This is a genomic window from Burkholderia sp. Bp9090, assembly GCF_003857985.1.
Classification (GTDB): domain Bacteria; phylum Pseudomonadota; class Gammaproteobacteria; order Burkholderiales; family Burkholderiaceae; genus Burkholderia.
Genome location: NZ_QTPV01000001.1, coordinates 96518 through 110931, shown reverse-complemented (window position 1 = coordinate 110931; position 14414 = coordinate 96518). Strand labels below are relative to the sequence as shown.

Below are 14414 nucleotides of genomic sequence, written 5' to 3'. Positions count from 1 at the left end.
ATCCGTGGATAATCGCGCGCCCCGTGCGACACCGCCATCACGCATCGAACGCGGGCGAACCGCGCGTGTTCGTTACAACATCGTAACGAAGCAGCCGGTCGTGCCGTCCGTCTCCTGACGCGATGCAGCATGGCGTCCATGCGTGTCGTGCCACCCATGATCGCTGCCGACAGGCCGGCGCGACGGGCACTGTGCTGGTGCAGGGCCGCATGCAGCGCGAAAGCATCGGGCAGCGCACCGTCGCAAGTATGCGCGTGTTGGCCGGCGCGTCGAAACGATTGCGTCCCGATGAAGGATGCGCGCATCGCGACGACATCGACGATGCGGCAGATGCCGGCCTGCGAGCAGCCGGTCGCGATGCGCGGCCGACCCGCCGTGAACGATCGCAATCTCAAGTACAGCCCCCGATTCTTCAATCGCGTTCGATGCAGACTGCCCGCTGCGCTGTTCGCAGCGGACAATCGCGACGAATCAATTATGGGAAAGCCGGCATGCGGCCACTGTGTGATACCGCACAGTGCCCCGCTCACGTCACGGCCCGTTTCGCGCTGCCGGCATCGCCCGCACGAAACGCGCATAACGGGAGTGTGAGTATGCTTTCGAACAGACCGGCGCGCCCCGCATCCGCATCATGGACATCGGCGAGCCGCACCGGACAAACGCGTTCATGCGGCTCGGCATGCTGAAGGCTTCACACGAGGACCGCATCATGGAATGGCATTGTTGTGAATTCGAACATCTGAGCGCCGTCGATCTCTATGCAATCCTGCGCTCGCGCAACGCAGTGCTGGTGGTCGAGGATGCGCATACGTATCTCGACATCGACGGCAAGGATGCGCATGCGCTGCACGTGTTCGCGTGCATGCACAAGGGCGACACGACGGAAGTCGTCGCCTACGCGCGCGTGCTGCCCGGCGACGACGCCGATCCGGACGTCGTGATCGACAAGGTGCTGACGAGCGAGGCATGTCGCGACGACCGCACCCTCGAGCAACTCATGCAGCGTGCGCTCACGGCCGCGCAGGCCGCATGGCCCGACGTGGCGGTGCGCACGCACGTTCCCGCGCAACGCCAGTCCTTCTACAAACGTTTCGGATTCCGCAAGGCATACGGTCCCTATCTCGAACAGGGCGCGCCGTTCGTCGGTCTCGTCCGGCCCGCCGACCGCGCCGCCGGCGCGCTGCGTCAGTTGCTGTCCCGGACCGTCTCGGCGCCGCGATCGCGCAACGAGGACACGCGCGTCGACGGCCGCGTACACAACCGGCTGCCCGCCGATACCGGAGCCAATCGATGAACGCCAACCTTCGCCCGGTTCCCGATCCCGAGCTGCCCTGCGTCCTGCCCGTCATACTCGCCGGTGGTTCCGGCACGCGCCTCTGGCCGCTGTCGCGCGAGCAGTATCCGAAACAGCTGATCGAGCTGACCTCGGACGAATCGCCGCTGTCGGCGACCGCGCGCCGCCTGAACGGCATCGCGAACGCGGCGCTCGGCGACACGCTGCTGCTGGTGTGCGGCGAACAGCATCGCATCATGAGCGCCGCGCAGGTGCTCGGGCGCGCGGCCCCCGCCCGCATCCTGCTCGAACCGGCCGCGCGCAATACGGCGCCCGCGCTGACGCTCGCGGCGCTCGACGCCAGCGTGCTCGCGGACGATCCCATCCTCGCGGTCATGCCGGCCGATCACGTGATCGGCGACGTCACCGCATTCCAGGAAGCGGTCGGCCGCGCGGCGCGCTACGCACAGGAAGGCGCGATCGTCACGCTCGGCGTGCTGCCGCGCCGCGCGGAAACCGGCTACGGCTACATCCAGGTCGGCGAACCGCGCGCCGGCCGCCTCGGTGGACAAGGCGGCTATGCGATCGGGCGCTTCGTCGAGAAGCCGAACGCGGCGCTCGCCGAGCGCTACCTGCATTCGGGCGATTACTGGTGGAACAGCGGGATTTTCGTCACGCGCGCATCGACCTGGCTGAAGGCGATCCGCGCGCTCGCACCCGACATCCATGCGGCCTGCGACGCGGCATGGCGCGCGGGCACCGCCGAGCATCCGTTCTTCCGGATCGACGCGGCGGCCTTCGACGCGTGCCCGTCCGACTCGATCGACTACGCGGTCATGGAACGCCTCGCGGAGCACCCCGAACTCGGCATCGAAGGGATCGTGGTACCGCTGTCCGCAGGCTGGTCGGACGTCGGCACCTGGGATGCGATCTGGGAAATCATGCCGAAGGACGATCAGGGCAACGTCGCGCGCGGCCCGATCGTGTTCGAGGACACGCAGGACAGTCTCGTGCGCTCGGAGGGCCGGTTGATCGCGTGCGTCGGGATGAAGGACGTCGTCGTGATCGAGACGCCCGATGCGGTGCTGGTCGCGAACAAGCACGACGTGCAGCGCGTGAAGAACATCGTCGCGCGCCTGAAGACCGAGCAGCGCCCGCAGGCGAGCGAACATCGCAAGGTGCAGCGGCCGTGGGGTCACTACGATTCGATCGATCTCGGCGAGCGGTTCCAGGTGAAGCGGATCGTCGTCGAACCCGGCAAGCGGCTGTCGCTGCAGATGCACTATCACCGCGCCGAGCACTGGATCGTCGTGCGCGGCACCGCGAAGGTTACGCGCGGCAACGAGACCTTCCTGCTCAGCCAAAACGAATCGACCTATATCGCTGTCGGCGAGGTCCACCGCCTCGAGAATCCCGGCCGGATTCCGCTCGAGATCATCGAGGTGCAGTCGGGTGATTATCTCGGCGAAGACGATATCGTGCGGTTTGATGATCAGTATGGAAGGCCCGTCGTCGAGAGCGTGCGGCAGCGCCCGTCGATCGCCTCGCGCGAACCGGACGAGGAAGCCTCGGAACGCAACGTCATCCGGTAAGCGCATGCGGATCGAGGCGGCGTGCGCGATGGCGATGCGCGCCGCCGCGCGAACAAGGGGTGGCCGCCTATTCGCCGCATGGCGTCGCCGAACCGCGGCCCACCCGACGCACGATCAGTCGATGCCGCCTTGCGACCAGCGCGCTTGCCTGACCGATTCGCGCACGCGCGGCAACAACGACGAATCCGCGCCGATCGCGTCACCTGCAGCCGACAACGGCTGACGCGCGGCCGCACACGGCGCGCCCCTCGCCTGCCCTCCCGACGCCCCCGCCGGTCGGCCGGTCGCGCAATCGTGCGCGGGGTCGACCCGGACCGGCATTCCGCCGATCCCCGACAGTTGATTGTCCGCGAGCCGCACACCCGACACGTTTCCCCACAGGCGAATGCCGTCGAATCGCGCATGCGACACGCGGTTGCCGATCACGGTCACGCGCGACACCGAACCCGACCACGTGCTGACCTCGATCGCCGCCTGCTGCGTGACCGGACGAGGATCGGCCCGGCCCGTCGCTGTCTGGATATCCGCGATCGAGTTGCCCTCGATGCGGATGTCGGACGAGCCGGCAGTTCGATTGCTGTCTTCCTGCGCGACGAGAATACCCGAGCTCACCTGTACGTTGCGCACGATATTGTTCGAGATGGTGACGTTCGCACCGCCGACCACCGTGATGCCCCGGCCCCACGGGTTGCCCTCCAGCGAGTTGCCGGTAATCAGCACGTTGCGCGTCAGCACGCCTTCCGCCTGGTAACTCACGACGGCGATCATGTCGTCGCCGGTCCCGCGCACGACGTTGCCCTGCACGAGCACGTTGTGCGAGCCGTGCGTCATGTGAATGCCGTCGGCCAGCGTCGACAGCACCTCGTTGCCGACGATCGCGACGTCAGCGCCGCCGAACACGAAGATCCCGCCGCCCGCGCCACCGTCGATGACGTTGTCGAGCACCTGCACGCCGCGCCCCGTCACCTCGACCTTCGAAGACTCCGGCGTCGTGAGGCGTGTCGTGCCGGTTCCGGTGAGCCGAAAACCGACGAGCGTCGTACCCTCGCCGCGCATCTCGACCGTCTGGTCGCCGGGGGTTGTCGCGATCAGCGTCGCGCCGTAGCCCGACAACACCACATTCCGCTGCCGCACGACCAGCGACCGGCCGACCACATACCGCCCCGGCGCGAACACCAGTCGCTGGCCAGGCTGCAACGCGTCCAGCGCATGTTGCAGCATGTCGGCCTGATCGGCCGCGTCCGCAGCGGGACGAACGTACGCATCCGGTACAGCCGAATGAAACGCACCAGGCGCAGGCGTGCCGGATACCGCCGCGGCACTGCCCGGCCAAGCCAGCCCGCCTGCCACGCACATCGCGGCAAGCGCCGCACGCGCAAGAATCGGGCCGTGTGATCTATGCATGTCGAGTCGACTCCCTGGAATGACTTCGCGCGCGTCCGCCGGCGCGCCCGAATCGCTGCATGCCGGCCGAGTTGTCGGCCCGCGATACCGCCAAAACAGGCGGTGTACTACGTTCGATTGGATCATTCGAACCCGCCGCGTTTCAGTGCGTCAACAGACCAATACATCCCGTCTGCGCGGCGGATCCGACATGCCGTTGACGATTCATCGCGCTTCCAATGAAGCGAATCGCGGAACGGTAGGCTCGCGAACCGAGTGCCGGTCTGCGACACGTATCATGGCCACCATGCGACGCGACCGTGCGCCGGGATCGCCCGACAGCACCGGTCGCACCCGATCCCGCGTCGCGGTCTCGGCGTGCCGTGCGCCGGGGCACCGAACCCTGCCCGCCGGGCCCCCGGATCGTCCGCACTTCGCTCGTCCAGAATCCGTTCATGACCGACCTGACCATCGCAATCTGCAACTACAACCACGGCGCATACCTGCGCGACGCGATCGATTCGGCGCTCGCGCAGGGCGCGCACGGTGTACGCGTGCTGGTCGTCGACGACGGTTCGACCGACGATTCGCGCGACATCATTCGCTCGTACGGCGAGCGCGTGACGGCGGTGTTCCAGGAGAATCGCGGTCAGGTCGCCGCATACAACCGCGCGCTCGAACACGTCACGACGCGCTACGTGATCCTGCTCGACGCTGACGACCTGCTCTATGCCGACGCCGCGGCCCGCGTGCTCGCCGCGTTCGCGTCCGGCGACTTCGTGAAGGTGCATTTCCGGCTCGACGTGATCGCGCAGGACGGTGCAATGACCGGGGCGAGCGTGCCGCAGTCGGCCGTCGACACCGATTGCGGCCGCCTGTTGCGCGCGGGCTGGCTGTACCCGTCGCCGCCCGCATCGGGCAACGCGTATCGGGTCGATGCACTCAAGCGCATCTTTCCGGTACCCGTCACCCCGGACAACCTGCATGGCGCGGATTTCTATGCGATCTACGGTATCGCGTTGCTCGGCGCCGTACACATGATCGATGCAACGCTCGGCGGCTATCGCGTCCATCAGCAGCCGGGGACGCGCCCGTCCGCCGACACGCCGGCCCTCGCCCTCACCAATTCGGAAGACGCCGCGACAGGCGCGCTGAAAGCCGAACGCCGATGGGCGACGCTGCGCATGCTTGCCGGCACACGGCTGCACGAAGCATTGCCGATCGCGCCGCTCGACTTCGCGATCGAGAAGGCCCGCTTCGCAAGCACGCTCTATCACGCCCCACTCGTGCGGCGCTGGCGCTGGTTCCTGTGCGAATCCGGGCGCTACTGGCAAACCGTGCTGCGCAACCCGTTCTGGGGGCCCGCCAAGAAAACGGCCGTGGCCGGGCTGTCACTCGCATGCTTGCTGCCGTCGGCAACGCTCAGCAACCGTGCGATTCGCTATATCTCCAATCCGCTCGCGCGCGTGCGGAAGTCGTCCGGCCATCACGCCGACGCTCGATAGCGTCGCCGAGTCGCGCCTTCGGTAAGCCATCGCACCCAGCGGGTCGCGCATGCGCTGCACAATGATCCGGACCAGTGGATTCACGCGCACTGACCGGATTTCGTCGTTGTCTCGTCTCCAGTCGTCGTAGTCGAACGCCGGTATCCGATGTTCGGAGGAATCGAGCCGACACGTAGAACGCGGCATTGATTCGTCACGCTGCGTCGTGTTCGGCACGCTCCGGCAACGTCGACCCGATATTCCATCGGCGGAAACCATCCGGCTGCCTCGTCAGCTCGAACAAGCGACTGCGACAGCAGGATCCAATGGCCACGGCAGCCATGCATTTATCAATCAGGAATGCATAGTTTAACGAACTCGACACCGAGACAACACGATTCGCGGGCGGCTCATCGTCACAACGGGCGATGAATGTGCGATCGGATCGCTAGACCGAAAGATGACCCAAGAAAAGATCGTTCATATCGCCGAAGCGTTTGGTGGCGGCGTGCTTTCGATGCTGACCCATCTCGCCAACCATGCCGCGGCGACCGGCGTCGACGTGACGGTTCTGCATTCGATCCGACCGGAAACCCCGACCGATTTTTCAACGCTGTTCCTGCCTGACGTGAAGCTCGTGTACGTCGACATGGCGCGCGAGGTGAGCGTCAAACAGGATCTGCGGAGCTTGCGTGCGCTGGTCCGGAACCTGCGCGACTGCAAGCCGACCGCGATTCATCTGCACTCGTCGAAGGCCGGCGTGCTGGGGCGAATCGCCGCCCGGATCGCCGCCCCGAATGCGAAGGTCCTCTACTCGCCGCACGGACTCTCGTTCCTGCGCCGCGACGTGTCGCGCATGAAGCAGTATGCCTACCTGAGCTTCGAGCGCATCGCGGCGCACATCGGCGGAACCATCGTCGCGTGCTCCGGCAGCGAACTCGCCGAGATCCGGGGAAAGGTCCGGGCGAAGTCGGCAGTCCTGGTGGAAAACGGCGTCAATGCGGCTGAGATCCCACCGCGTCGAACGCGCGACGATCGCAAAGTCGTCATCGGGATGAGCGGCCGGGCGTCGTTCCAGAAAAATCATGAAGCATTCGTGCGCCTTGCCGACACGCTGCACGGCGTGGACGTCGAGTTTCTCTGGATCGGCGGCGATGCCGCCGAGATTCCGGACCCCGGCCAGCGCCGGGCAGTCGTCTGCAGCGGCTGGGTCACCCGCGCACGCGCGCTCGCGCTGACGTCGGAACTGGATATCTACGTCCAGACCTCCCGATGGGAAGGCATGCCGGTCGCGTTGATCGAAGCGCAGGTCGCCGGCATACCGGCCGTGGTGACGGATGTCGTGGGCAATCGCGACGTGGTGATTCACGGCGTGACCGGCTATGTCGCGTCGAACGCCGACGAGATGGCCGCATATCTGACCCTGCTGCGCGACGACCGGCAGCTTCGCGAGGAAATGGGTGCAGTTGCCCGGCAACGGGCGATTCAGCGATTTTCGATGAACGCGATCTTCCGTCAGTGGCACGCCCTTTACGGACTCGACACCGACGGGGCGCGAGTCGACACGCACGACTTCAAGCCGGTTGTTCCCGATCACGTCAAAGCCTGACTCCGATTTCGACATCCCCTTATCGACATGATCGCTTTCAAGAAACCGAAGCAACTCGTATACAACGGCCGATTCACCACGCAGAAGACGACCGGCGTGCAGCGCGTCGCGCGCGAGCTGATCGCCGCACTGATCAAGTTTCAGCCTCAGGATCCGGTGACCGTGCTGGTGCCTCCGCAGCCCGGCGTCGAGGTAAGCGGTGCGAGGACGGTCAAGGTCGGTTTTTACAAGGGCGTGGTCTGGGAGCAGCTGGTGCTCCCGCTGTTCGCTCGCCGCGGCCGCATCGTCAATCTCAGCAATTCGGCATCCATTTTCATCGGCAAGCAGATCATCTACATGCACGATGCGGCGGTGTTCGACACGCCCGCGCATTTCTCCCGGCCATTTCGCGTGTGGTACCGGATCATGTTCTGGATCCTGGCGCGAACATCCGTTTGCGTGCTGACCAACTCCTATTTCTCGCGGGATCGCCTCGCGCATCACTGCGGCGTCTCCGCGGAGAAGATCAGCGTCGTGCCGCTCGGTGCGGATCATCTCGATGCCCTGGAAGCGGACGCGAGCGTGCTCGCCAAGCATGCGCTGACGCCCGGCCGCTTCGTGCTCGCGGTCAGCAGCATGAATCCGACCAAGAACTTCGGGCGGCTGATCGCGGCATTCCGGCAGATCGACGATCCGTCGGTCGATCTCGTCATCGTCGGCATGCAGAACGCCACCGTGTTCGGCAAGCAGGATCATCTCTCGGCATCCGAGCCGAACATCAAGTACGTGGGCTACATCAGCGACGAGCAATTGAAGGCGCTGTATCAGAACGCAGCGTGCTTCCTTTATCCGTCGATCTACGAAGGCTTCGGCATACCGCCTCTCGAGGCGATGCGCTACGGCTGTCCGGCGGTTGTCGGCAAATCGGCCGCACTGCCGGAAGTCTGTGCCGATGCGGCGCTGTACTGCGATCCGTATTCGCAGGACGACATCGCGCAGAAATTGCGGAGCCTGCTCGATTCCGCCGAGCTCAGGGCCGAGCTCAAACGCAAGGGAAGCCTGCACGCGGAGAAATATCGCTGGAGCCGAAGCGCCGAGATGATGACGGAGATCTTCGAGGGGCTGTAAAAGCGACTCCCGCACGCCGGGGCGCCACAACGACGCCGGCGTGCTGCGCGAACTGCTCCGTTTACCCGACGTTGACCGGGTTGCCGGTGGCGGCCCGATGATTTCCGAACATGCGCGTGCCCAGATACGACCTGATCGGTTCTTCAACAAATTTCGCCAGGATGGCGGCGGACACGATCGAAAGAGACGCGGCGATCATCGCGGTTCGGACAACGTGGATGTCGGCCTGTGGCGCATACGCGAACACCAGCCTTCCGATCGGATAGTGCACGCAATAAAGCGGATACGAGATCCAGCCGAGGAACGCGCTGAGCCTTGCAATCGTCTTGCCGCTCGGCGCGAGCATGGCCCCCCGGTAAACCAGCGCAGGTGCGACGAACAGCAGGATAGCCACTGAATACATCCCCTTGATCGACGACGGAAACGCGACGACCAGCAGGAAAACGACAAACAGCATGTAGTCGTTCTTTATGAGCCTGGCGACGAACCAATGCGGCTTCGCCGGAAGATCCGATTCGTACATCTTTCCAATCGCGATGCCCAACAAGAACCCGTAGCCCACCCTGAAGAAGCCGCCGATGAAGTTATCCGCCGCCCAGCCCTGGTTCATCATGATCGCCAGCTTGGCGTTATCGAGACTGGCAAGGAACCCATATACGAGGAATGCGACGAGACAGGCGTAGGCCCATCTCGACAGATTCCGCGCGGTCATCTTGATTGCCGCGATCAGGATGACGCTCGCGAACAACTCGAAGAACAGCGACCAGGCAGGCGGATTCAGCGGGAATACGCCAGGATCATTGACGGACGGCAAGCTGTGATTCGCCGCGCCGACGAAACCCGACACCGAAAAGCGACCGAGGTATGGAACGAGAAAAAAATTCTGGCCGGTGGCGGCCGCCAGGTTGCCCAATGAGAACCGGGCGGACGAATTGGCCTGCATGACGATCAGGCTCGCGAAGCCGATCGCGAACCCGATGAAAATCATCGGGTACAGGCGTATTAACCTGCGCTTCAGATACTCGCCACGCCATGCGTCCTGGCGTAATCTTTCACCATAGGAATACGAAAGAATGAAGCCGCTCAGCATGAAAAACATGTCGACGGAAAGATAGGCACCCTGCAGGATCGTGCTCGATAGTTCCTGCAGGAAATGCATGAACATCACGCTTATCGCAGCGATGCCTCGCAAGCCGTCCAGGATTTCGAACTTCTGCTTGTGACTGGCCATGAAAGTGAGTGGCTCCGGGAAATATCGATCTTGCAGGTTCGGCGCGCGTCGGCGAACACTTCAGGTTTCCGGTGACCCAGCACCCTACGATCGCCGTGCCGCCGCCGCGGGTCAGAAAGTCTTGTAGACGATGTCCGGCGCGGGCGAATCGGAAATGACCAGCACCAGCACGGTCACGACCGCCAATACCGTGCACCACGAGGTACGGGCGTAACGCGACAGGAACAGTCCGGCCATGCCGCCTTGCGTCACACGCTCGTATACCGCGTTGAGCACGGCAAGCGTCACCGTCGCGCCCACGAATACCAGCAGCCATACGAACGCGACGAGCGCCGGGCCGAGCGTCGTCGCGATGGTCTGGATTTCGCTCCAGGTCGACCAGAACCACAACAGGCTGAATGCGAAAAACGTGAACGTCAGCCCGCGCGCGCAATGGGCGTAGAGCGGCGTGTTGCACAGCGCGACGTACCGTTTCTTGCCAAGCCATTTGGTCATGCGGATCTGATACAGCTTGTTGACGCTGACGCCCCCGCCCTGCAGGACACCGAAGAACAGAAACATCGACGTCTGGCCGTGCCAGGCGCCGACCAGGAAGAACGTCACGAAGAACGCGACGACACCCAGATACGGCTCCAGTGAGCGCGACGGAAAGCGACGCATGAGTGTCATCAGCAGCGGGTTGTATACGTAGGTCTTGAGCCAGCCGGAAAGCGTGATGTGCCAGCGACTCCAGAATCCGATGAAGTTGGTCGACGAGAACGGCCGGTCGAAATTCTCCGGCAGTGAGATCCCGAAGTAGCGCGCGACACCGACGACCGTGTCCGTGTAGCCGGAGAAGTTGAAATACAGATAGACCGGGTAGATCGCGGCGATCGCCAGCCCGGTCAGCATGCGCTCGCCGAGCGGTTGCATCGGCGACAGTTGCGCAAGCGCCTGATGATGGAGGTGCGACAGTGCCGCCGACACGATCGCCACCTTGAAGAATCCCACGATGATGCGCTCGAGCGCGACGCCGTAGTCGATTGCATCCGGTCCCGGCCGCTCGCTCGTCTGCGTCACGCTGTAATCCTGAAAGCGTTGAATCGGCCCCGACACGAGCGACGTGAAATTGAGCACGTAATTCAGATACACCACCGGCGTCACGCGAACCGACAGGCCCGGACTGCGAGCGTCGATGATGAGATGGAGCATCCGGAAAAAGATGTAGGACACGCCGATCGTCGCATAAGGGTGCGACAGCAGCAACGCGGACGGCACGAACGTATAGCGTTTGAGCCAGAAGAACAGCGCGATCACGATCGCAACGATCGGCGCGAACGCAGCCAGCCACTGCTTCGTTTGCATGCCCCGGACGCTCAGATATCCGACGAGCAGGAATGCGGCGAACGGAATCCACGCGACCGGATCGCGGGAAAACGTCGCCAGGAACAGCAGATTGACGACGAGAAATACCGCGTTTTGCCAGGTCAGCGAGCGAGACAGGTTGAAGATCAGCGCGGCGACGGCTGCAAAGGCGAAGAACTGGAAGGATGGAATATTCATCGGGCGGCCTGGAAACGGTTCGAAACGATGGCGGCGGCATGCGCCGCCAGGTTCAATGTGACCCGCATGCCGACAACGCGGGTGCCCCGCCGGCGGTAAGCGCCGTCACCATGCTTCGCGCGACAACGCGCGCGCCGGCGGCGTTCAGATGGTTGTCGACCGGATAGTAGTAATCGGCCGGGTTCGCCGACTGCTTCAGGCTCGAGGCCAGATCGATGTAGCGCATGCCGTGCTTCGCGGCGATTTCGGCCATCGCGTGATCGAGCGCCAATGGATCGATGCCCGTCGGCAGCGATTTCGCGGCCAGGAGCCCGGCCTGCGTCCGTTGCGGAATCAGCATCAGCGCCACCGGCACGCCCGTCGCGCGAAACCTGTCCGCGACCGTTGCGGCCACTTTGTCGAACGTCTCGAGCCGCTCGCGCCAGGCGGTCGAAAATGGCGGCCGAAGGAAATCGGCCTTGTCGCCGTATTTCAGATACATCGGCACCTGAATGTCCGGATTTTCGAACATGTAGTGCTGTGCGACGGCGACGGCACGGCTGCCGCTCAGCCAGCCCTTGGCACGCGCCATCAGGTCGCTGCGCGGTTCCGGCGCGACGGTAGCCGCGGGCGCATCCGCGACGTCCGGCAGATTGATCTTTTCCAGATCGAACGGCGCAACCGTGAGTACCGCTGCATCCGGCTGCAAGGCCAGCGCCGGCCCGATCCGGTTCAGCACCTTGCGGAACGGCAGTTCGTAGACACCGAGATTCTGGACCTCCACCGGTGCGCCACACATCCTGCTCAGGTCATGTTCCGCCAGCGCCGCGAACGATTGGTCGTACGGGAGGCTCGTGCCTTCGGCAAACGACGTGCCGAGCAACGCAACGCGTCGCGTACCGGCCGGCTTCGGTCCGCAACCCTCGGTCGAGCGGAAACCGCAAGCGTTGTAGTGGTAAGTGATCCACGGCGTTTCCGGAGTCTTGACCGTCATCGTGCAGTTCGGGACGTTGCGCATGCCCTCCCTGGCATCGGCCACATGGCATTCGCCCCCGCGCGTACCCGCGCTCCAGATCGCCCTCGTCGCGAATTCGGCGGCAACGAAAAGGCAGACCACCGTCGCCACGACGATCAACGGCAGCAATACATAGTCACGGCGCGGCAGCTTGCGAGAAGCCGCAACGTCATCCGTCTCGCGCAACGACGTGAGTGATACGGTGTTTTTCATGATTCAGGCGGCAGCAATCGTATCGAAACCCGCCCGCGTCACGGCGAAATGACCCGGCGCGATCTCGCGGTCGCTGGCCATTTCCCAGACCGTCGTGCCGTCCGGCTCTTCGCTCACGGCTTCGAAACCGAGCTTCGCATAATGATCCTTGACCAGCGCATTGCGGTCGGTCGGGATATAACGCCCGATCACGCGCGTGACATCGCGCTGGCGCGCATGCTGCAGCACTTCGCGCAACACCATCTGCTCGACCTGGCGCCCCAGCACGCGGCAGCTCATCAGCCACGAATCGATCTGCCAGGTACTCGGCGCACGTTCGTCGGGCCGGCAAATCACGACCGAGATCATGCCGTTGTCGCCGAACGTATCCGTCAGGCGAACCTGCAGCGTGAAAACCCGCCCGTCACCTTCGAGCGCGTGGATCTCCGCGTCGGTATAGCGGCGCGTCGTCAAATTGAACTGGTTCGACTTGTTGATCAGCTGAACAATGCGTGCCCGTCCGGTATCGTCGAACGGTGCGAAATCGATCTTCATGTCGAGCGAACGCAGGTACGCATCCATGTCGCCGGCCTGACTGCGCAGCGCCACGCGGCGCGCATTGTCCTGGTACATGTCGGCGCGCTTCTGATCTTCCGGCAAGAACGCGAGGGACTCGAAATAGCCCGCGGCGGCAAGGGTCCGCGCGTACAGCGAAGGATCATCGGGCAACTCGGGAACGGCGACTTCGGGCAACGTCGTACGGACCAGATTCCGCTCGACCGGATTGTCGTCGAGGAACACCATCGAATCGATACCGAGCGACAGCTCGTCGGCAATCGCGCGAATATTGGTAGCCTTGTCGTTCCAGTTGGCCTGGAACACCGCAAAGTGTTGCTCACGCAACAGCATTTCAGGGTGCTTTTGAAACGGCAGACGCGCCGTATCGTCGTTGTTCTTCGACGACACCGCGAGCACGATGCCGCGCGCCCTCAGCGAAAGCGCGAGCTGCTGTACAGCGAGATGGGCTTCACCGACCGCATCGCCCTGCGCCACCTTGATGCCTTCGAGCAAGTCGTCGCCGATCACCCCGCCCCAAAGGGTGTTGTCGAGATCGAGTACCAGCACACGCCGGCTCTTGCCGCGCGCCGCGCCCAGCAGCCGGCCCACGTGATCCGCATAGAGCGGCACGTAGTCGCCGGCAAACGGATACTTGGCTAGATTCCATTGAGCGGGCGAATGCCAGTTCGCCAGTCCGACCGTCCCCGCGACATGCGCAACGTCGAACAGGATGTCGTTCGATTCCGCCACACGCTGCGCGAGCGCTCGATTGAAACGTTCGACGAGATTGAGCGGCGTGCCGGCAATCAGCGCATCTCGATTGCCGAACAGTGTGTCGGACGGCGGCGCGAGCGTCTGGACGATCGACGGCGCATTGCCGTGCTGCCTGAAGCCGGCGCGCAGTGCATCGATCTGATCCAGTGCCGCGGCCACGCTGTGCTGCGCCGCTTCCTCGTCGCCCGGTTGCGCGTTGAGCGGCAGCCCACGGTAGTCCAGGGCCACCAGCACGGCATCGACTTGCGCGCGATTGATCGTCGAATCCGGCGCAAGGGCTTCCTGCATGACCTGCCCGTAGTGCCCCGACACGATCTCCAGCGCCACGCCATGACGCGCGGCGCTGGCGACGAGCGGCAACACGAGATGATCGAGCGTGCCGTTGCCGACCAGCCCGAGCCGGAACGGCGTGAGCGGCGCGAGCGTGCGCCCCGCGCCCTGCAAGGCAACGATCGCGCGCGCCAGCTTGATCAACTGATTTTCGCCGAGCGCGCAGTTGGCCAGTTGGCGTAAGCGGCGGCCCAATCCGGCACCCGGTTCATCGTCGATCGATTCGACGAGCGTGCGGCATCGCGCGGAGAAATCGTCAGGCGGGCGCGGCAACCAGGCCAGCGCAGTGTACAAATCATCTTTCATCGAAGGGCGCTCTCGGCAAAGCGGGTTCTGGACGGGACA

At 64.2% G+C, this 14414-nt stretch carries 10 protein-coding genes; 5 read left to right on the top strand and 5 right to left on the bottom strand.

Features of this window, described 5'->3' with window-relative positions:
- The first annotated feature begins 709 nt into the window (after positions 1 to 709).
- Both DIE16_RS00480 and DIE16_RS00475 read left to right on the top strand, forming a co-directional pair.
- Complete coding sequence (locus DIE16_RS00480) at positions 710 to 1294, top strand: drug:proton antiporter (protein ID WP_124485079.1); 585 nt, start codon at positions 710 to 712, stop codon at positions 1292 to 1294.
- Positions 1291 to 2865, top strand: a complete 1575-nt coding sequence (locus DIE16_RS00475) for a mannose-1-phosphate guanylyltransferase/mannose-6-phosphate isomerase (protein WP_124891592.1) — start codon at positions 1291 to 1293, stop codon at positions 2863 to 2865. The genes DIE16_RS00480 and DIE16_RS00475 overlap by 4 nt, the downstream gene beginning before the upstream one ends.
- Positions 2866 to 2979: 114 nt before the next feature.
- On the opposite strand, the gene DIE16_RS00470 is transcribed toward DIE16_RS00475, so the two are convergent.
- Entirely contained in the window at positions 2980 to 4269 is a 1290-nt protein-coding gene (locus DIE16_RS00470) for a right-handed parallel beta-helix repeat-containing protein (protein WP_124891641.1), read from the bottom strand.
- Positions 4270 to 4703: 434 nt separating this feature from the next.
- On the opposite strand from DIE16_RS00470, the gene DIE16_RS00465 reads away from it, so the two are divergent.
- The 3 genes from DIE16_RS00465 (at position 4704) to DIE16_RS00455 (ending at position 8448) form a co-directional block, all read left to right on the top strand.
- Positions 4704 to 5753 carry a glycosyltransferase family 2 protein gene (locus DIE16_RS00465; RefSeq protein ID WP_124570052.1) on the top strand — a complete coding sequence of 350 codons (1050 nt, stop codon included), beginning with the start codon at positions 4704 to 4706 and terminating at the stop codon, positions 5751 to 5753.
- A 439-nt stretch (positions 5754 to 6192) separates the two neighbouring features.
- On the top strand, positions 6193 to 7341 hold the full coding sequence (locus tag DIE16_RS00460; RefSeq protein WP_124891591.1) for a glycosyltransferase: 1149 nt from the start codon (positions 6193 to 6195) through the stop codon (positions 7339 to 7341).
- Between the two features lie 27 nt (positions 7342 to 7368).
- Complete coding sequence (locus tag DIE16_RS00455) at positions 7369 to 8448, top strand: glycosyltransferase family 1 protein (protein WP_124891590.1); 1080 nt, start codon at positions 7369 to 7371, stop codon at positions 8446 to 8448.
- A gap of 61 nt (positions 8449 to 8509) precedes the next feature.
- Here the strand turns inward: DIE16_RS00455 and DIE16_RS00450 are convergent, their stop codons facing one another.
- The 4 genes from DIE16_RS00450 to DIE16_RS00435 all read right to left on the bottom strand — a co-directional run bounded on the left by DIE16_RS00450 (position 8510) and on the right by DIE16_RS00435 (position 14375).
- On the bottom strand, positions 8510 to 9679 hold the full coding sequence (locus DIE16_RS00450) for an acyltransferase (RefSeq protein WP_124891589.1): 1170 nt from the start codon (positions 9677 to 9679) through the stop codon (positions 8510 to 8512).
- 111 nt (positions 9680 to 9790) lie between these two features.
- Positions 9791 to 11221, bottom strand: coding sequence for an MBOAT family O-acyltransferase (locus tag DIE16_RS00445; protein ID WP_124891588.1), 1431 nt, complete (start codon positions 11219 to 11221; stop codon positions 9791 to 9793).
- A gap of 52 nt (positions 11222 to 11273) precedes the next feature.
- Positions 11274 to 12194 (bottom strand): SGNH/GDSL hydrolase family protein, encoded by a 921-nt coding sequence (locus DIE16_RS00440; RefSeq protein WP_185735438.1) that lies wholly within the window; start codon positions 12192 to 12194, stop codon positions 11274 to 11276.
- Between the two features lie 237 nt (positions 12195 to 12431).
- Positions 12432 to 14375: an HAD family hydrolase gene (locus DIE16_RS00435; protein WP_124891587.1), complete on the bottom strand. Its 1944-nt coding sequence runs from the start codon at positions 14373 to 14375 to the stop codon at positions 12432 to 12434.
- Between the last annotated feature and the right edge of the window lie 39 nt (positions 14376 to 14414).